At 66.9% G+C, this 17,689-nt stretch carries 13 protein-coding genes, 1 rRNA gene and 1 pseudogene; 8 read left to right on the top strand and 7 right to left on the bottom strand.

Features of this window, described 5'->3' with window-relative positions:
- The first annotated feature begins 145 nt into the window (after positions 1 to 145).
- Positions 146 to 1,462 carry a phosphoribosylglycinamide synthetase C domain-containing protein gene (locus tag BUE16_RS13925; protein WP_073310794.1) on the top strand — a complete coding sequence of 439 codons (1,317 nt, stop codon included), beginning with the start codon at positions 146 to 148 and terminating at the stop codon, positions 1,460 to 1,462.
- Positions 1,463 to 1,473: 11 nt separating this feature from the next.
- Here the strand turns inward: BUE16_RS13925 and BUE16_RS13920 are convergent.
- Positions 1,474 to 2,622: pseudogene (locus tag BUE16_RS13920) on the bottom strand (ATP-binding protein); the annotation flags it as partial.
- Positions 2,623 to 2,900: 278 nt separating this feature from the next.
- On the opposite strand from BUE16_RS13920, the gene BUE16_RS13915 reads away from it, so the two are divergent.
- Positions 2,901 to 3,770 carry an aldo/keto reductase gene (locus tag BUE16_RS13915; RefSeq protein ID WP_073310792.1) on the top strand — a complete coding sequence of 290 codons (870 nt, stop codon included), beginning with the start codon at positions 2,901 to 2,903 and terminating at the stop codon, positions 3,768 to 3,770.
- A gap of 61 nt (positions 3,771 to 3,831) precedes the next feature.
- Here the strand turns inward: BUE16_RS13915 and BUE16_RS13910 are convergent, their stop codons facing one another.
- The 4 genes from BUE16_RS13910 to BUE16_RS13895 all read right to left on the bottom strand — a co-directional run bounded on the left by BUE16_RS13910 (position 3,832) and on the right by BUE16_RS13895 (position 6,195).
- Complete coding sequence (locus BUE16_RS13910; protein WP_073310790.1) at positions 3,832 to 4,026, bottom strand: hypothetical protein; 195 nt, start codon at positions 4,024 to 4,026, stop codon at positions 3,832 to 3,834.
- A gap of 83 nt (positions 4,027 to 4,109) precedes the next feature.
- A complete protein-coding gene (locus tag BUE16_RS13905; protein WP_073310787.1) occupies positions 4,110 to 4,844 on the bottom strand; it encodes an energy-coupling factor transporter transmembrane component T in 735 nt (244 codons plus the stop codon).
- Positions 4,838 to 5,605 (bottom strand): energy-coupling factor ABC transporter ATP-binding protein, encoded by a 768-nt coding sequence (locus tag BUE16_RS13900; RefSeq protein ID WP_073310785.1) that lies wholly within the window; start codon positions 5,603 to 5,605, stop codon positions 4,838 to 4,840. The genes BUE16_RS13905 and BUE16_RS13900 overlap by 7 nt, the downstream gene beginning before the upstream one ends.
- Before the next feature lie 8 nt (positions 5,606 to 5,613).
- The gene (locus BUE16_RS13895; RefSeq protein ID WP_073310783.1) at positions 5,614 to 6,195 is read right to left on the bottom strand and encodes a biotin transporter BioY; all 582 of its coding nucleotides are present in this window, start codon (positions 6,193 to 6,195) and stop codon (positions 5,614 to 5,616) included.
- Positions 6,196 to 6,291: 96 nt separating this feature from the next.
- On the opposite strand from BUE16_RS13895, the gene BUE16_RS13890 reads away from it, so the two are divergent.
- Entirely contained in the window at positions 6,292 to 7,305 is a 1,014-nt protein-coding gene (locus tag BUE16_RS13890; protein WP_073310781.1) for a winged helix-turn-helix domain-containing protein, read from the top strand.
- Here BUE16_RS13890 and BUE16_RS13885 read toward each other — a convergent pair.
- Complete coding sequence (locus BUE16_RS13885) at positions 7,299 to 8,087, bottom strand: N-acyl homoserine lactonase family protein (protein WP_073310940.1); 789 nt, start codon at positions 8,085 to 8,087, stop codon at positions 7,299 to 7,301. The genes BUE16_RS13890 and BUE16_RS13885 overlap by 7 nt on opposite strands.
- A 347-nt stretch (positions 8,088 to 8,434) precedes the next feature.
- Between BUE16_RS13885 and BUE16_RS13880 the strand changes: the two genes are divergently transcribed.
- The 4 genes from BUE16_RS13880 to BUE16_RS13860 all read left to right on the top strand — a co-directional run bounded on the left by BUE16_RS13880 (position 8,435) and on the right by BUE16_RS13860 (position 15,123).
- Positions 8,435 to 9,106 carry a DUF7504 family protein gene (locus BUE16_RS13880; protein ID WP_159435767.1) on the top strand — a complete coding sequence of 224 codons (672 nt, stop codon included), beginning with the start codon at positions 8,435 to 8,437 and terminating at the stop codon, positions 9,104 to 9,106.
- A gap of 170 nt (positions 9,107 to 9,276) precedes the next feature.
- On the top strand, positions 9,277 to 11,358 hold the full coding sequence (locus tag BUE16_RS17035) for a DUF7343 domain-containing protein (protein WP_073310777.1): 2,082 nt from the start codon (positions 9,277 to 9,279) through the stop codon (positions 11,356 to 11,358).
- Between the two features lie 532 nt (positions 11,359 to 11,890).
- The gene (locus BUE16_RS13865) at positions 11,891 to 12,646 is read left to right on the top strand and encodes an MBL fold metallo-hydrolase (RefSeq protein WP_394327445.1); all 756 of its coding nucleotides are present in this window, start codon (positions 11,891 to 11,893) and stop codon (positions 12,644 to 12,646) included.
- Positions 12,647 to 13,833: 1,187 nt separating this feature from the next.
- Positions 13,834 to 15,123, top strand: coding sequence for a Cdc6/Cdc18 family protein (locus BUE16_RS13860; protein ID WP_073310771.1), 1,290 nt, complete (start codon positions 13,834 to 13,836; stop codon positions 15,121 to 15,123).
- A gap of 266 nt (positions 15,124 to 15,389) precedes the next feature.
- On the opposite strand, the gene BUE16_RS13855 is transcribed toward BUE16_RS13860, so the two are convergent.
- Positions 15,390 to 16,991: a hypothetical protein gene (locus BUE16_RS13855; RefSeq protein ID WP_073310769.1), complete on the bottom strand. Its 1,602-nt coding sequence runs from the start codon at positions 16,989 to 16,991 to the stop codon at positions 15,390 to 15,392.
- A 346-nt stretch (positions 16,992 to 17,337) separates the two neighbouring features.
- On the opposite strand from BUE16_RS13855, the gene BUE16_RS13850 reads away from it, so the two are divergent.
- Positions 17,338 to 17,689, top strand: a 16S ribosomal RNA gene (locus BUE16_RS13850); the annotation flags it as partial.

The following is a 17,689-nucleotide window of genomic DNA, read 5'->3' as shown; positions in this document are numbered from 1 at the left end:
CCGAACACACCGGGATGCGGTGTCGGTGACACGGAGAGCGACCGTGTTCCGCTCTCGCCGGGCGACGACCAGCCAGCAGTCCGTGAGGTTCCGCCGACGGAAGCCTCGCCGCCGGATATAATCCCGTCCGTGTCGCCCTCTCCGTATGGAGGACCACAACTTCCTGTTCATTTCTGCCGACGCCGCGCTGATCACCGACCTCGCGTGGCAGGTCCACACGGAAGGCCACGACGTGAAATACTACATCGAAGCCGAGAGCGACAAGGAGATCGGGGACGGCTTCGTCCCCAAAATCGACGATTGGCGGGCGGAGGTCGAATGGGCCGATGTCATCGTTTTCGACGACATCTGGGTCGGATCGGACATCGGGACTGGGGAACTCGCTCAGGAACTCCGCGAGCGAGGGAACGCTGTCGTCGGTGGCACACCGAACACCGATCACCTCGAAGAAGACCGCGGCTACGCGATGGAGATTCTCGAAGAGCACGGCGTCAACACCGTCGAACACCACATCTTCCACGACTTCGACGCGGGCATCCAGCACGTGCAGGAGCATCCAGCTCCGTACGTCATCAAGCCACTCGGGGAAGTCCAGAACGTCAAGCGACTGCTGTACGTCGGAAACGAGGACGATGGAAGCGATGTCGTAGAGGTGCTTCGCGCCTACAAGAAGGCGTGGGGACACCGGATGAAGGGGTTCCAACTCCAGCGGAAAGTCGACGGTGTCGAGATCGCCATCTGCGGATTCTTCAACGGCAACGAGTTCATCGATCAGGTCAATTTCAATTTCGAGCACAAGAAATTGTTCCCAGGGAACATCGGCCCGCAGACCGGCGAGATGGGAACATCGATGTTCTGGGCAAGCCAGAACAGACTGTTCAAAGAGACCTTCGGCAAACTCGAAGAGTGGCTCGCCACCGAAGGATACGTCGGGAGCATCGACATCAACTGCATCGTGAACGAGAACGGCATTTACCCGCTGGAGTTCACACCGCGGTTCGGGTATCCGACGATCGCGTTGCAGGAGGAGTCCATCGAGTCGTCTACTGGCCAGTTTTTCTACGACCTCGCACACGGCAACGACCCCGCGGTGGAGGTGCACAACGGGTACCAGATCGGTGTTCGAATCGTCTTGCCGCCGTTCCCGTTCGACGACGAGAAGACGTACGATGAGAACTCTCGAAACGCAGCTGTGGTGTTCGAGACGGACAGCCGGGACGGGATTCACTTGGAAGACACGAAGAAGATAGATGGCCAGTGGCGGGCGGCCGGTGGCAACGGCATGCCGATCGTCGTGACGGGCAAAGGAGAGACGATGCACGCGGCCCGCGAACAGGCGTACGACCGGATCGACGACATCGTGATGCCCAACATGTACTACCGCGACGACATCGGCGAGCGGTGGATCGACGGCGACGGCGACCGGCTCCAGGCGTGGGGCTACCTCGGTCCGCAAGCATAGAGACGGTCGAGTCAGGATAGACTTGCTCGGTTATACAGGTCAGGCAACTCGAAGAGGCGGATGTCATCACGCGTCTCAGCGGCGTTTTTGAGGTCTGCAGTGTACCCGGAGCGGCTAAACAAGACGTATAGCGTCTCGCCGTCTGCTGGTTCGTCTGACCATCGGACTTCCGACGCTGTTCGTTCGAGGTCGGCGAGGACGCCTTCGCTCACGGGTTGGGATGTGAACTTACACTCGCCGGCGACGAGGCCGTCGCCAGTGAGGCCGAGGACATCGAGTTCGTGTTCCTTGAACCACCACTGCCCGACATCGAAGAACTGTCGGTCGAGGAGGTCTGGGAGCGCTTGCTGGCAGAGGCGTTCGAACAGCGGACTCACGTACTCCGCCAGTTCTGGGACGACAAGTTCGTCGTACGCGTCGTCGTCAAGCATCCGAAGCTGGTCCTGGTTCGCGTAGACGAACCGAAACCAGAACCGGAACAACGGCGCAGCGATGCGATACCGACCGCGTTTCGAGGCCGTCGGGGATTCCGTCACGGGGATATGGCGTTCGACGGGGCGGAGTCGGCGGAGCTTTTGGAGGTACGTGCTAAGCGAGCCTGACTCCACGCCAGCCATGCCCGCAATCTCGTTCGGAGTGCGACGCCCGTGGGCGAGCGCACGGAGAATGCTGAAGTACGTGTTCGGCTGTCGAAGTTCAGTGCGGAGCAGGAACTCGGGTTCAGAGTACAGTAGCCCCCGCTCCGAGAGAATCCCCTGCTGGACATTCGTTCCGAGTGGCTGGCCGGGATCGATGGTCTGGAGGTAGTACGGAGTACCGCCGTAGATCGACCACGCAGTAATGGCGGTCTCGGGGTCGTACACCGGGAAGAACCGGCGTGCGTCAGCGACAGAGAGAGGCTTGAGATCAATAGTCGCTGTCCGACGGCCGTACAGTGGTGCACTACCGGAGAGCACCTTGTCCTCCATGACGCTGATCGAGGAGCCGACGAGCACGAGTGTCATCCCCGTCTCCTGTAGCTCCATGTCCCACACTCGCTGGATCCGTGAGGGAAGCGATTCGTCCTCCTCGATGAGGAACGGGAACTCGTCGATGATCACGATAGCGTCTTCCTCGCCGAGTGTTTCGAGGAGTGCCTCCCAGTCGCGGCGGACGTTCTTTCTTCTTTTAGCGCAAATGAGTACTTAAGGGCAAACCGCCCCGAAATACTGAAGACGTGAATAATGGCGATATATACCCTCTACCTTGTGAATTCGATTTTGGAATACATTATAGATGCCACCTTTGCGAGCACAAGAACGTATTATCAGGAAACATCGGACCACAGACAAGCGAGATTGGTGAGAGGGCGGGCGTGCCGAGACGCTGCGACCGCGGCGGCAGCGACGGGTTCCGCCGCCGCCGCGCCTATGCTGAGGGCGCCCGAGCGGTCGATCGGATGACAGACAGACCCGACACCCCCGACGCGGCGGCCGCGGGAACGTTCGACCTGGACGGCGAGACGACGGTGAACCGGCTCGGGTTCGGCGCGATGCGCCTGTGCGGCGACGATATCATCGGCGCCCCAGACGACGAGGAGAACGCCCGCGAAGTCGCCCGCCGGGCCGTGGAGTTCGGCGTCGACTTCGTGGACACGGCCGATTCCTACGGTCCCGGCACCTCGGAACGACTGCTTCGGGAGGCCGGCGTCGTCGGCGACGCGGTGATCGCGACGAAGGCGGGGCTCCTGCGCGAGGCCGGCGGGGAGTGGCTCCCCCACGGCGATCCCGACTACGTCCGCAACCAGGTGCTCGTCAGCAAGGACCGGCTCGGCGTCGACACCATCGACCTCTACCAGTTCCACCGCCCCGACCCTGACACGCCGTTCGCCGACAGCGTGACCGCGTTCGCCGAGCTGAAAGACGAGGGGCACGTCGAGCACGTCGGGCTCTCGAACGTCACCGTCGAGCAGCTGGACGAGGCCCGCGAACAGGTCGCGGTCGCGACCGTCCAGAACCAGTACAACGTCGCCAACCGCGAGGACGGGGCGCTCCTGCGGGCGTGTGAGGATGTCGGGATCGGGTTCGTCCCGTGGTTCCCGCTCGCCGCCGGCGACTTGGGGGGCGTCGCCGACGCGCTCGACGCAGTCGCCGTGGCCCACGACGCGACGCGCCGGCAGGTCGCGCTCGCGTGGCTGCTCGCCCACTCGGACGTGACGATCCCGATCCCCGGCACCGCCAGCGTCGAGCACCTCCGTGAGAACGTGGCCGCGGCGTCGCTGTCGCTGTCCGATGAGGAGGTGGCTCGACTCACCGAAGCCGGCGAGTGACGTAACGTGATGTGACGTATCGGTCGCGGTCGGTCCCCTCGCCGCGGTCGGCGCCCCCGCGTCAGGCGGTCCGCCACGACCGCAGGTCGACGATGATGACGGCCGTGACAGCCGCGAGCGCGACCAGCGCACCCGCGGTCAGTGCCATGCTCGGCGCGAACACGAGCCCGTAGATGAGCATCAACAGCGCCGTCGCGGCGACGACCATCACGACTAGGTAGCGGATCAGCCAGTCTTCAGCCTCGCGATCGCTCATGTTGTGCGAGGTTGTTCCGCGATCCGGTAAAAGCGCGTCGGCATTCGTCGCGACCGCTCCGCCCGCGCCGTCCCCGGCGGTCGTCACCCGCCGACTCCGAGCGCGGGCCACACGTCCCACGCCGCCCACGCGAGGAGCGCTACGGCCAGCAGCAGCGCCAGCGCGTCGGCCCGGCCGAACGTCGCCTCCGGCGGCGTCGGGTTCCAGGACAGGCAGCGCGCGCGCAGCGCGACCGCGAGCCGGTCCGTCCGCGAGAGCGCGCGGGTTAGCCCCGCGGTCGCGACGAGCCGGATACGCTCGCGGAGCGGACGGCGGTCGCCGAGGCGGACCGCCATCGCCTCGCGCGTCCGAGCCAGGTCGGCCTGTAGCACCGGGAGCAGCCGAAACACGAGTCCGACGCCGAGCCCAAGGAGACGACCCGGTTTGCCGGGCACGAGTCGGGCGACGGCGGCCTCCGACTCGCGGACGGGCGTCGTCCGAACGTACGCCGCGACGAGCGCGAGCAGGAGGAGCGTTCGGTACGCCGCCAGCGCCGGGCCGACGGCCGCGGCCGGGTCGACCCACGGCGCGCCGAGCCGAAACGATTCGATCGCCGGCGCCGCCGCGAGGAACGGGAGCACCCCGCGGTACTCCGCGAACACGGCTCGCGGCGGCGTCGCCGCGAGCGCGAGCAGCGCAAGCGCGAGCCCGGTGAGGGCAGCGAGCCCAACCGGGTCGGTGTGGGCGAACGCCGCTCCCGCGAACGCCGCCTGCAGGAGGAGCTTGCTCCGCGCGCCCACCCGGTGGCCGACCGAGTCGCCCGGCTCGTACGTCAGCATCGCTCGGGTCGGCGCACCGGGAGGTCCGCGAGCGCGTCGACGGCCGCGTCCGGGGCGCCGTCGACCGCGACCGCGCCGTCGGCGAGGATGACGAGCCGGTCCGCGGGGTCGAGCACGTCACGCAGGTCGTGGGTGACGAGCACGATCCCGGTGCCCTCGCGGTGGAGGTCGCGCAGATGCGCGAGCACGGACGCGCGCGCCGACTCGTCGAGTCCGGTGAACGGCTCGTCGAGGACGAGGTGGCTCGGCTCCATCGCCAGCGCGCCGGCGACGGCGACGCGCTCCTGTTCGCCGCCCGAGAGGCGGTCGATGCGCTCATCGCCGCGACCGGCCATGTTCACCGCCGCGAGCGCCCGTTCGACCCGTCGGTCGATCTCCGCGCGGTCGAGGCCGAGGTTCTCCGGGCCGAACGCCACGTCCCTGGCGACCGTCGCGGCGACGAAGCAGTCGCGCGGCTCCTGAAACACCATTCCGACCCGCGTGCGTGCGGCGACGAGGTCGTCGCCCACCGGGTCGTCGTCGACGAGCACTTCGCCCGTGGTCGGGGTGAGCAGGCCGTTGAAATGTCGCACGAGCGTCGACTTCCCGGAGCCGTTCGCGCCGGCGAGGACGAGGAACTCGCCGTCGGGGACGGTCAGGGATACGTCGCGCAACGCCACCGGACTCGCGGGGGCGTCGGGGTCGGCACTGGATTCTGTTTCGGGCTCGCCACGGCCCTCGCTCGGGCCGTAGCGGTGCGTGAGGTCGCGGGTCTCGATCACGGGCGGATCTACCGCGCGGTCACGGCGTCGCTGCGGACGATCGCCACCGTCGCGGCGGCCTTGATCGCCTCGGCGGGGACGAACGGAAGCGCGGCCGCCACCAGCGCCGTCACGAGACTCACGTCGCCGACGATCGCATAGCCGAGCGTCCCGAAGGCGTAGATGACGAGCGTCGCGGCCGCCATCGCGCCGACCAGTCTGCCGAGTCCGACGTGCCCCGGGTCGGCCAGCTCCCCCCGCCCGTGGACGCCGATCCCGACGATGCCGGCGGCGAGCGGGTACGACCACAGATAGCCCCCCCACTGACCGAACAGCGATCCGAGCCCGGCCGAGCCGTAGGCGAACACCGGCGCGCCGACCGCGCCGGCGACGACGTAGAGGACCATCGACGCGACTCCCCACACCGGACCGAGGAACACCCCGGCGAGGAACACGCCCAACACCTGCAGGGTGAACGGCACCGAAGTCACCGGAAGCTGAAACGACACGTACGCGAACACGCCCGTCAGCGCCGCAAACAGGGCTGCACGCGCGATGTTCGCGGCGATTTCTTCGCCGACGAGATCGACATCTTCTGTCGCAGTGCTCATGCACACGGTCGTAAACCGACTCTACTGTTAGACTTTACGAACTGTCTGCGTCGCGGCGGAGCCACGCTTATGAGCGGTCGCAGTCCACGATTCGGTATGTCGGACGACCCCCGCCTCGGCGGCGACGCCGGAGCACCCTCCGAGGAGGAGCCGGAGCACGTCGTCCAGTCGGACCGCCGTTCGCCGGAGGATTCGTTCGCAGTAGTCGGAAACGAGATCAGGTTGTCGATCCTTCGGGTGCTCCACGAGCGCCTCTCCGTCGGGGACCGCAGCGAGTACGCTCTCCCGTACACCGAGCTTCGGGAAGCGGTCGGCGAGGAGGACAGCGGGAAGTTCAGCTACCACCTGAACCGACTGCGCGGGGAGTTCATCGAGAAGCGCCCGGAGGGGTACGTCATTCGGTATCCCGGAAAGGAACTCGTCCGAACGGTAAAAAGCGGCGCCGTCGCGCCCGCGGGCGTCGCCGAATCCGATCCGACGGACGCGGCGTGTTACCTGTGCGGCGCTCCGGTGATCGTGGCGTACACGAACGGGTATGTCTCGGCACGGTGCACGGAGTGCCGTGGGGCGCTCGACTTTGATTTCATGCCCGAGGGTGCGCTGAGTTCGATCCCGGTACCCGGCGGCGCCATCGGCGACGGGATCGACGCGGCGCCGAGGGCCCTCCTCGACCGCATCCACGGTCGGTTCTGCCACCACATCCGCGTGTTCGGCGACGGGAGCTGTGCGCGATGCGGCGGACGGGCGGATCTGCACCTCCGGGTCTGCTCGGACCACGACGCGAACGGCGGACCGTGCGACGAGTGCGGCACCACTATGCCCGCTACGGTGCGGGTCACCTGCGAGGTGTGCTCGGAGGGCGGGATCGTCCCGGCCGCGTGTTTGGTCAGCCACCGAGCGCCGTTCCGGGAAGCGCTGGCCGACGCCGGCGTCGACCGCCTCGGCTACGAGGCGTTCGCGGTCGCGGCAGGATGGCCGATGCGCGTCGTCGACGACGGGACCGAGTCGGCCGTCGAGTACGATCTCCCCTCGGGGCGGGTTCGGGTCCTCATCTGCGGGGACATCGAGATCCGCGAGGTCGGCCGCTCTCGCCGCACCCCCGATCAGTAGCGCTCGGCCAGCGCCTCGAACCGGTCGAGGTCGTGCCCGTACAGCACGTCGCCGTCCGTTCGACGCTCCAGTTCCCGCAGCGTCTCCAGGCTCTCGCGCCAGTCGCGCTCGCTCCACAGCAACCCCGGCCCCAGCGGCGCGCCGTCGGCGTAGTTGGCGTCGACGTAGCACTCGTCGCCGGCGACGAGCAGCGTCCCCTCCGCCGTGTCGATCTCGGCGCCGAGCAGGCCGGGCGTGTGGCCCGGGAGGTGGAGGAGTTCGAAGCCGTCGGCGAGCGTGTGTCGGTGGCGGTGGACCACCCGCCAGTCCAGGTCGCCGTCGAAGTCCGAGGCGAGGTACGCGATCGACCCCTCGTCGGTGTGGGCCGAGTAGAAGGCGAACTGCAGTTCCTCGCGGTGGACGTACACCGGTGTGCCGGTGCCCGCGAAGGCGTCGAGTTCGCCCGCGTGATCGAGGTGGAGGTGGCTCATCACCACGGCGTCGATGTCGCCGAGGTCGTACCCCGCGTCCGCGAGGTCGTCCGCGAGCGTGTGCTCCCCCGCGTCGTGCGCCTCGAACGCGCCGTACAGCGGGGCAGGCCAGTACTCCTCGGCGTCCGTCGGCACGCCCGTGTCCCACAGGTACGTCCGTCCACCGGCTTCGATCACGGCGTTCCAGACGACGAACTCGATGCGGGTGTGTTCGGGGTCGGGGTCTGCCGCGCTGGCCATCGACGCGCCGTTGAGGATGTACGCCTGGTCCGCGCGGACGCGACCGCGGTCGACGAGGGTGACCTCGGGCATGGCGTAGCGGTCGCCGGCCACGGGCTTGAACCTACGTCCCGTCGCGAGACTCCCCCGGAGATATCCTCGGTTGCGCGGACGCTCGCGACGACCACCCGGCTTCGTGTCGATACGCGAGCTCTTGTCGATACGCGAGAACGGTCTGTGCCGTCTCTTGCGGGCTCAGATCGGCAAATCCGTCCACGAAACAGTCCCGTTTCGTCCCGTTGCACGACACCGCCGGCGGGGACCGACGACCTACCGCCGTCTGACGGCGTGCAACAGACCGAAACCGTCGGTAGCGTCCCCGAAACGGTCCGAAACGACTGTTGGGGACTTTATGGGTTTCTCCCATCGAGTCGGTTGCCATGTCAGGAACGCCGTCGCGAGTGGAACGCGATCCGACGCCTCCGCCAGAGGAGCAGTCGGATCCACACGCGCTCGTCCTCGCCGCGCCGTCTCCCACCGGGGGCCACTGCCCGCGATCGAGAGAGGCACACGACGGGACGGCCACGCCGGCGAGTACAGGCGCGTTTCTTCGCGTGGCGTTCACCCGCGCTGGGCGGTCTCCGCCGGGGGAGTGGGTTCGCGCGGCCGAGGAGGCCGGCGCGGACGTGCGCGTGGTCGACGCGACGCCGTGCTCGTCCGTCGACGTTGACGCCGACGACGGTGGAACTGGGGTGGACACCGTCGTTGCGTCCGATCCAGCGAACCTCACGGACCTGGGCGTGCGGATCACCGACGCGCTCGCCGACATGGACGCGACCGCCGGCGGATCGAGCGGGGGATCGGGCGAGTTGGTGTGCTGTCTCGGATCGTTGACGGCGCTGTTGCAGTACGTCGACCTCCGGGCCGCGTATCAGTTCGTGAATGCCGTCACGAACCGCGTGGCAACCCTGGGGGGGACCACGCACGCCCACATCGAACCGACGGCCCACGACCGCCGAACGACCGACACGATGGCGTCGTTGTTCGAGGTCGTCACCGAGCCCGCCCCGGCCGACGGGGCCCTGGAGGTCGTCCGCAGCCGCGGGCGCTGATCGGCCGAGAAGCTATCATCTAACTGGTTGTTTTTGTTGCAATCGAACGAGAAGAGTACTGTTGAAACAGTCAGAATACGGACTGTTCCACACTGTTGCGACGGTTTTATTCGGCGATACCCAGCGAGTAAGGGTTAAGCCCCTTCCGGAGAAGCCTGCAACCCAGGGGGATGCCCGGGAGACAACCAGAACGGTCAGCGATACCGGCGACGGCCGCGGTTCTCATCGCGGTCACGGTGCTCGCCGCGGCCTCGGTGTTCGCTGGCGGCGCCGGCGCAGCCGCGGTGACGGGTGACAGCGCGGCCGGCGTCGGAACCGACGGCGCGGCGCTCTCGGCGGGGGAGGTCACGATCGCCGAGAGCGGGTTCGCCGACAGGGACGTAGTCTTCGAGCGCGACGACACGGTATATTTGTGGTACGACGAACCCGTCCGGTTCACGCTCCTGCTCAAAACCGGTCAGGGAGGGGGAGAAGGGTACTACGAGGTGTGCCTCCGATCGCGCGCGGCCGACGGGTCGACGCGGAGAATCGCCTGCGAATCGTTAGTGCTCTCGGGCGGGAGCACCACCGAGGTCACGTTCCGCATCGACTCGTGGGCTGACCGCGGTGCTGCCCCGCGATCGATCGAGGCGGTGGTAACCCCGGACACGCTCACCGCCGAGGTAGCCGCGAGCGCCACCCACGAAGTCGCCGTGATCCGCAAGTCGGCCGACTCGGACGGCGACGGCGCGACCACGCGTCGAGAGGTCGCCGAAGGAACGGACTTCGACGCGGCCGACACAGACGGCGACGGGCTCATCGACGGCTTGGAACTCGACACCTACGGGACCGACCCGCTCGTGGGCGACACCGACGGCGACGGACTCTCCGACGGAACCGAGATCACTGATTCGCGAACCGACCCGACCTCGATCGACACGGACGAGGACGGGCTCTCCGACATCCGGGAGGTCGAGGACGTCGGGACGAGTCCCACTCGGGTCGATACCGACGGCGACGGCCTCGCAGACGGCCGGGAGCTGCGGGTTCACGAGACCGACCCGACGGCGGTGGACACCGACGGCGACGGCCTCGTCGACGGCGCGGAGGTGAGCGAGCACGACACGAACCCGACCGCCGCCGACACGGACGAGGACGGGCTCACCGACGTTCACGAGATCCACGGAACCGGGACCGACCCGAACGGTGCGGATACCGATGGCGACGGCCTCGCCGACGGCCGCGAACTCCACGACTACCGGACCGATCCGCTCGTGGTCGACACCGACGGTGACGGCCTCGCCGACGGCTCGGAAGTGACCGAACAGGGGACCGACCCGCTCGTGGGCGACACCGACGGCGACGGCCTCGCCGACGGCGAGGAGGTGAACGCGTTCGGTACGGACCCCCTCGACGCCGACAGCGACGCTGACGGCGTTCCCGACGCAAGCGAGGTAGACGCCGGCTCGCTCCCTCGGTGGGTGAGGAACGACGGACCGACGCTCGGCGCTGTCGTGGCGCTCGGCGTCGCGGTCGGGTTTGCGTGGCGGTGGCGGCGTCGCTGGATCCCGGTCATCCCCGAGCGAGCGCGTACGGCCGCCCGCGAAAGCCGACTGGTTCGCCGGCTCCGCTCGGCGATCCCGGCGGAACGAGTCGCCGACGCCGGCGCGGCGCTGGCGGGCGCCCGGCGGCGAGCGTGGTCTGCGGCCGCAGCCGCCCGCGCGGCCGCCGCTGACCCCGGATCGACGGCCGGTAGTCCCGCCGAGGCAGACGGCGGCCACTCCCCCGACGACCGGCGCGGCGCTGACGGGACGACCAGGGCGGCGTCCGCCGACGCGGACGCGGTCGCAGCGACAGGGGCGCCGCCAGGTGACACCGATGGCGCGGGCAGCCAGGACAGCCCCGACAGCGAGAAGGGAACCGGAGGCGCGAACGGAGTTGGACCCGACACCGAACCCAGCAGCGGTGCCGGTCGCGCGGGCGGGATCGACACCGCTTCGACCGGCGACGACGCCGACCTCGACCACGACCGCGAACGCGTCCTCACCCCGGAAGGGGAAGTCCGGGCCGTGCTACGGGCGAACGGCGGGCGCCTCAAGCAGTCGGAGATCGTCGATCGCACGGGCTGGTCGAAGTCGAAGGTGAGCCGGACGCTGTCGCGGATGGACGACGAGGGGACCGTCGAGAAGACCTCGATCGGACGCGGGAATGTGATCTCGCTCCCGGATCACGCGCCGGACGGCGCTCGTTCGCCGTTCGACGAAGGGGAGTGAACGGACGCTGATCTGCCGACTTCTTGGACGCTGATTCGCCAACTCCAGCCAGATTGCCTGGCGACTCCGTGTGAGTGACGCCAGTGTCAGCGGGTGTCGGCGTCAGCGGGTCGCCGGTGGGAGATACCGCGTTCCCCGGACGCATCGGCCCCCTTCGTTCGACCGCGTCAGCACCCGTTCCGCAGTTGGGTGTCCCGAGCATTGAGGAGCCCTTCGCGAACGGCCGTGAGGAGGCGCTCATCCAATGGCTGTGCGGCCCACCCATCGGGGCGCTCCTCCTCGGGAATCGAATCGAGCGCAGCCGTGACCGTCGAATGTACGAACCTGCCGTGACCGCCGCACTCGGAACACGATCGGATGACGTACTGAACGCGGTAGTCGCGGTCGACCGCTGCTTCACAGTACGGACAGACGTACGTCTCCGACACGGACGGTCTTACGATGCGGGGGTACTCGGTCGTTACGGCGGTACCCGTCGGGCGGTGTCGCTGGTGCCGACAGGCACATGCGCGTCGCGTCCGCCGAGTCATTCGTGCCCGCAGACACGGTCGCCTCCGTTCGGCTCGTCCGTCACGCCACGCTGCTCGTCACGCTCGGCGAGACGACACTGATCGTCGATCCGATGCTCGGCGACGCCGGCGTCGACCCACCCGTGCAGAACACACCGAACCAGTGGCGCAACCCCCTCGTCGACCTTCCGGATGTCGACCTCGCTCACGACGCGGTGCTCGTCACCTACCGACACACCGACCACTTCGACGCCGCCGCCGCCCGCGACCGAATCGATCCCGAGACCCCAATGATCGTTCACCCTGAACAGGTCGCTTTCTTGGAGGAGGAGGGGTTCACCGACGTCCGCCCGCTCAGCGGTGACCTCGCCGTCGGGGGATTGACCATCTCGCCGACCCCGGCTCGCCAGGGCTACGGTGACCTCGCCGACGCGATGGCGCCGGTCACCGGCGCGGTCGTCCGCGGCGGCGACGATTCACCCGCGGTCTACCTCGCCGGCGACACCGTCTGGTACGACGCGGTCGCCGAGACCCTCTCGGCCGTCCGGCCGGACGCGGTGGTCGTACACGCCGGCGCCGCCCGATTCCTCGAGGGTGACCCGATCACCATGGACGCCGCCGGCGTTCGCGAGGTTCGCGAGTCGGCTCCGAACGACTCGCCCGTGATCGCGGTCCACATGGACGCCATCAACCACTGTCTCCTCATGCGTGATGACCTCCGCGAGGCCGTCTCCGGTGTGACCGCCCCCGAAGACGGCGAGGTCGTCACGATCGACTGACTATCGACAGACTCCGTCCGGCGATCGACGGACAGCGCTACCGGTTCCCTTCTCGGACGGTTCTCCCATCGGACGGTTCTTCGGCGGAACTTCCGACCGTAGGATCTCCGACTACAAGACCTCCGGCTGCGAGACTGCGGCGCCACGTCGGAACCCGACAGTGGCGGTCCAGCCGTTCTGACCGATGAAAGCACTCGAAAGTTGGTGTGGTTCGGCGACGGGAGCGGGGACGGTCGCCTGTGAAGCACTCGCAAACCGGTGTGGTTCATCCGGGCGACACTCTCACACCGGTTTGCGAGTGCTATCCTCGGTGGGGTGAGGGGGAGGGCTCTGGCGGCTGCCGCTCGCGTATAATATATCGCTATCGATCCTAGCTAGAAGAAGAAGAACCGAACCGCTGAAACCGGTGTTTCTACTCGATACATCGGCCAGACGAGAAACGGAGGGGTAGTCTGTTGAGGTGTTTATATACTGTGCTGCCTCGCTTCCCCCGATGTAGCGGGATCGAAAACATACCTGGACAGACGTAGCACTCGCAAACCGGTGTGAGAGGGTCGAACGAGCGTGTCGGTCTCGTGGGACGATCGGCGGGCATTGTTTTCATCGAGAGCACCTCAGATATTTGCTCAGGACACCATATCCGGCCGATACGGACCCACAATCGATGGTTCTCACGACACCGATCGAGACAGAGCACTCGAAATCCGGTGTGGGAGCGGATCGCGGCCGCCGGTTTGGGCTCGCCGCCGTCGACTGGAACAGAAAGCACTCGCAAACTGGTGTGTGTTTGGCTCCACGGCGGTCCGTGATCGTCCTGCGGCCTGGCGGCGCGGCGTCTCTCCGGTCGGGCAGGTGTTTCTCCGGTCGGGCAGGTGTCTCTCTGGCGGGGCAATTTCCCAGGCTACTACCACGGGTTAGCAGTTCGAAGGTCTGGCCGGCGTCAACTCGAGCTATCGGCGGCCGTCCGAATCACCGGTTGCTGACCCCTTCGTCGGTGACGGCTTACTTCTCCGGGAGAAGCACTCGCAAACCGGTGGGATGATCCCACGTCACGAGCGAAACACTCGCAGTCACCCGCACTCACTCGCAGAGCACTCGCAACCCCCCGGTCGAACACTCGAAAGCACGCGAAAGCACTCGAACTTCCACAGGCTTATGACCGAAGTGGCCGCAGGGGGTGATGCGATATGGGGTCGAGTTCGATATTCGAGGACGACGTGGAGATAATCCGGAACGCGGATCTCTTCACAGAGGAGCACACGCCGGCGGAGATCCTCTGCCGCGACGACGTGATGCAAGATTACGTGAACGCCCTGAAGCCCGTGTACAAGGGAAGGCCTCCGCGCAACGCCTTTCTCTACGGCGACACCGGCGTCGGAAAGACCGCGGCGACGAAGTACCTCCTGCAGGAGCTCGACGCGGACATCGACTCCCGAAACGACGACTCGCCGGGCGACGAGCGCGGGTTCACCTACGTCCGCGTGAACTGCCAGAACCTCGCCCCCGCCGACGGTACCGCGTCGTCGTACCAGGTCGCCATCGCGCTCGTGAACGAACTGCGCGACGGGGAGACGGTCTCCTCAACGGGGTACGCCGCCCGGGAGGTGTACGAGATGCTGTACGACGAACTCGACGACATCGGCGGGACCGTCCTCATCGTCCTCGACGAGGTCGACCGCGTGGGCGAGTCCGACACGCTCCTGTACGACCTCCCGCGCGCACGCGATATCGGCTACGTCGAGAACACTCGAATCGGCCTCATCGGCATCTCCAACGACTACACCTTCCGCTCGAACCTCTCGCCGAAAGTCCGCGACACGCTGTGTGAGACGGAGATCAAGTTCCCGGCCTACACCGCCGCGGAGTTGGAGGAGATCATTGAGGCGCGCGCCGAGCGCGCGCTTCACCCCGACACATACGGAAAGGAAGTGCTCTCGCTGTGTGCCGCCCTCGCCGTCCGCAACTCCTCGGGAAGCGCGCGCCGCGCGATGGACCTGCTGAAACAGGCGGCCGAACATGCCGAAAACGAGGGTCACGTGCCGATCGAGCCCGACGACGTGTACGCCGCGAAAGAGGAACTGGACTACGGAGACATGGTCGAGTCGGTCGCCGATCAGGATCAACACAAGCAGCTGATCCTCTTGGCGGTCGCGCGCCTCGACGCCGACGGTCGAACCCCAGTCCGCACGAAGGCCATCCACGCCGCCTACCGCCGGCTCGCGCAGGCGGCGGGTGACGACCCGCTCTCCCAGCGCGGGATGTACAACCACCTCACCCGTCTCGATATGCTCGGCTTCCTGCACTCGTATCAGAACAACGAAGGGCTGCGCGGCGGGCAGTACAACACCTACGAGCTCTCGGAAGCGCTCACCGTCGCGCAGGTCCGCGACGCGATCGCCGAGTCAGAGCTCCCGCTCGAAGACGTTTCCCTCGACATCGATCGGATCCTCCGCGACGCCGGCCTCCTCGAATCATAACGCCGCGATGGCGGAGTCCGCGGCTTCCGACTTCCTCTATCAATCGTCTCGTCGCCCGTATCCGAGACCGGTCTCGTCGACTCCGTAGCCGTCGTTCGACTCCGCGCCGACGCCGGTCACTCTCGGGTCGCCGCCGATCCATTCGCGTTGACACCGGTTTTCGAGTGCTCCGACCCGGAACGCCGCGACGCGAGGTCGTCCCCGGTTCCCCGCTGGGAGCCACCTCAGAACCGCCGTGTCACCGCTGGGTGTGACATCGCCGACCGCTAACTGCTGCACTCGTGCGTGCGAACGCGCGTGCGGCGCACGCTCGGCCCCTCGCTTGCGTTCGGCTCGGTACTCGATTGGACGCTCCGGCTCAACACGTACACGGTGACTCGAGAAAGCCGACTTCGGTGAGTCGCGTCCCATCGGGCGCACAGCCCCGATGCGAAGTGCCGCTGGAGCCAGTCATCGTCGCTCCACCGAACGACCTCCAGGTACTTCCGCCAGCGCGCACTGGGGTATGAACTCCACCGTCGCTCCGATCTGGCCCACGTCGGCTCGCCGCCGCGGATTACCTCGACGCGCTCGCCGTCCTCGAGGGTCCCGACGGCGACGTACCACACGTCCCTCGTTGGGGGAGAGGGAGCGAACATGTCCCACCGCGTCTCCTGTGGACTCACCTCGACGGCCTCCGGCTGCGGCACCTCGACGTATCCCAGCGACGCGGTGTTCCAGATGAGAACCACGACCACCATCGTGGCCGCAACAGCTCGACCGATCCGACGGATTCTCGTGGCGATTCGCCCGCGGTCGACGGAGACGAGTGAACTGGTCGACCCAGTTCTCCCGCCTGAACCGGCCGTGCCGATCCGTTGTCGCAGCGGTTCCATCGGTTTCATCGGCGGCGCCGCACCGAGTGAACGCCCACGGCCGAGCCGTCCGATCTGACGGCAGACCTTCTCCCAGAGGTCCTCAAACGCCGCTCGCCGTTCGCCCCCGACCCGACGGGCAGTCTTCACCGATCGGTTCCAGCTGCCTTCGACCTTGTCCCACGCGGTTGGCGGGAGATACGGGATCAGCGCAGCGACACCGATGAGCGGAAACAGTCCGATCCCGAGCGTGAGCGCCATCCCGACGTGCGCCGACGCAAACACTGCGACGACGGTCGCTCGCGCTCGACCGGTCGTGAGGACGAGCAGCGGCGAGCAGCAAAGCAACATGACCCACGCCGTCCCGAGCGCGTCGAGGAGTGTCGGGTACGCCGCTAGATACTCCCCCACAAAGCGCGTCAGTGCGTCGATCCTGAAGACGTACTTCACCGCCTCGCCGCTCAGCCACACGTCGCCGCGGAGCTTGATCACCGCGTTGACGACGTAGAGCACGATCGGCTGTACCAGTAGCCCGACCGCAGCCGGATGTCGGCACTGCGCTCGCGTTTCGAATGTGAGTCCCGTGCCGAGCGGGAGGAACAGGCTCCACAGTAGCGTCCGTCGGAGAAGCGAGTCGCCGCCGTTCAACGCGATTGGATTTCGCGCGTGCAGCGAGACGAGCAGGACCAACGAGCAGGCAGCCGCGATTTTCGTCCAACGCCCGAGAGCGAGTGCGGTCGCAGCGACGGCCGCGGCGACGAACAACAGTCCAACCCACCACGCGCCGCCGAACAGCGCGTGGACCGAGAGGTTCGCGGTGATCGGAAATCGAGCGAACAGTGCCGACCGGGGGAGGCTGCCCCCGTCGGTGTAGAAGAACACGAGCGACCGCGTGCACAACAGGAGATCGGTGAGCAACAACAGCCCGACCGCGACCCTGAGGGCGACGAGCGCGCGCTGATCGACCGACAGCCTACGAGTCCCAGCAGATCGCAGCAGCCGGTACCAATCCACGAGTCGCGATCAGAGGGCCACAGCGAGGACATTCGGTAGCGGGGCATATGTCTTGTGAGTAGTAGGTACACCACGGCGGGGTCATCTCGGTCGGTGCCGTGACAAACTGACCCACGGCGACGGCTACCTCGCCGACCGCGAGACGACGGGCTTATACGTACCACTGCCATTCGATGTGATGTGAAGCGCGCCGCGGTCAGCGCGGCGACACAATATGAGGATTCCGCCCCTGCGGTCCGCCGCAAGACGGTATCTGATGTCAGCCCCGATAGTTCGGTGACATCTGGTCGGTTCCACGATGTCGCCACGATATGACCCGCCACCCCCTCCCTTCACGGGGAGGAACATTCCGGTTGATCCTGCCGGAGGTCATTGCTATCGGAGTCCGATTTAGCCATGCTAGTCGCACGGGTTTAGACCCGTGGCGGATAGCTCAGTAACACGTGGCCAATCTGCCCTACAGATCGCGATATCCTCGGGAAACTGAGGTCAATAGCGAATACGGTCCCACGCTTTGAACAGCCGGGACCGGAAACGCTCCGGCGCTGTAGGATGAGGCTGCGGCCGATTAGGTAGACGGTGGGGTAATGGCCCACCGTGCCAATAATCGGTACGGGTTGTGAGAGCAAGAACCCGGAGACGGAATCTGAGACAAGATTCCGGGCCCTACGGGGCGCAGCAGGCGCGAAACCTTTACA

Origin of the sequence: Halobaculum gomorrense (genome assembly GCF_900129775.1) — an archaeon.
Classification (GTDB): Archaea; Halobacteriota; Halobacteria; order Halobacteriales; family Haloferacaceae; genus Halobaculum; species Halobaculum gomorrense.
Note: the sequence above shows the minus strand (reverse complement) of the source record. Positions and strands in the feature narration are given on the sequence as shown.

Coding starts and splice junctions, on each gene's coding strand:
- BUE16_RS13925 (WP_073310794.1), top strand. CDS start 146: ATGGAGGACCACAACTTCCTGTTCATTTCTGCCGACGCCGCGCTGATC.
- BUE16_RS13880 (WP_159435767.1), top strand. CDS start 8,435: ATGTCAGGAACGCCGTCGCGAGTGGAACGCGATCCGACGCCTCCGCCA.
- BUE16_RS13895 (WP_073310783.1), bottom strand. CDS start 6,195: ATGAGCACTGCGACAGAAGATGTCGATCTCGTCGGCGAAGAAATCGCC.
- BUE16_RS13910 (WP_073310790.1), bottom strand. CDS start 4,026: ATGAGCGATCGCGAGGCTGAAGACTGGCTGATCCGCTACCTAGTCGTG.
- BUE16_RS13890 (WP_073310781.1), top strand. CDS start 6,292: ATGTCGGACGACCCCCGCCTCGGCGGCGACGCCGGAGCACCCTCCGAG.
- BUE16_RS13905 (WP_073310787.1), bottom strand. CDS start 4,844: ATGCTGACGTACGAGCCGGGCGACTCGGTCGGCCACCGGGTGGGCGCG.
- BUE16_RS13885 (WP_073310940.1), bottom strand. CDS start 8,087: ATGCCCGAGGTCACCCTCGTCGACCGCGGTCGCGTCCGCGCGGACCAG.
- BUE16_RS13915 (WP_073310792.1), top strand. CDS start 2,901: ATGACAGACAGACCCGACACCCCCGACGCGGCGGCCGCGGGAACGTTC.
- BUE16_RS13860 (WP_073310771.1), top strand. CDS start 13,834: ATGGGGTCGAGTTCGATATTCGAGGACGACGTGGAGATAATCCGGAAC.
- BUE16_RS17035 (WP_073310777.1), top strand. CDS start 9,277: ATGCCCGGGAGACAACCAGAACGGTCAGCGATACCGGCGACGGCCGCG.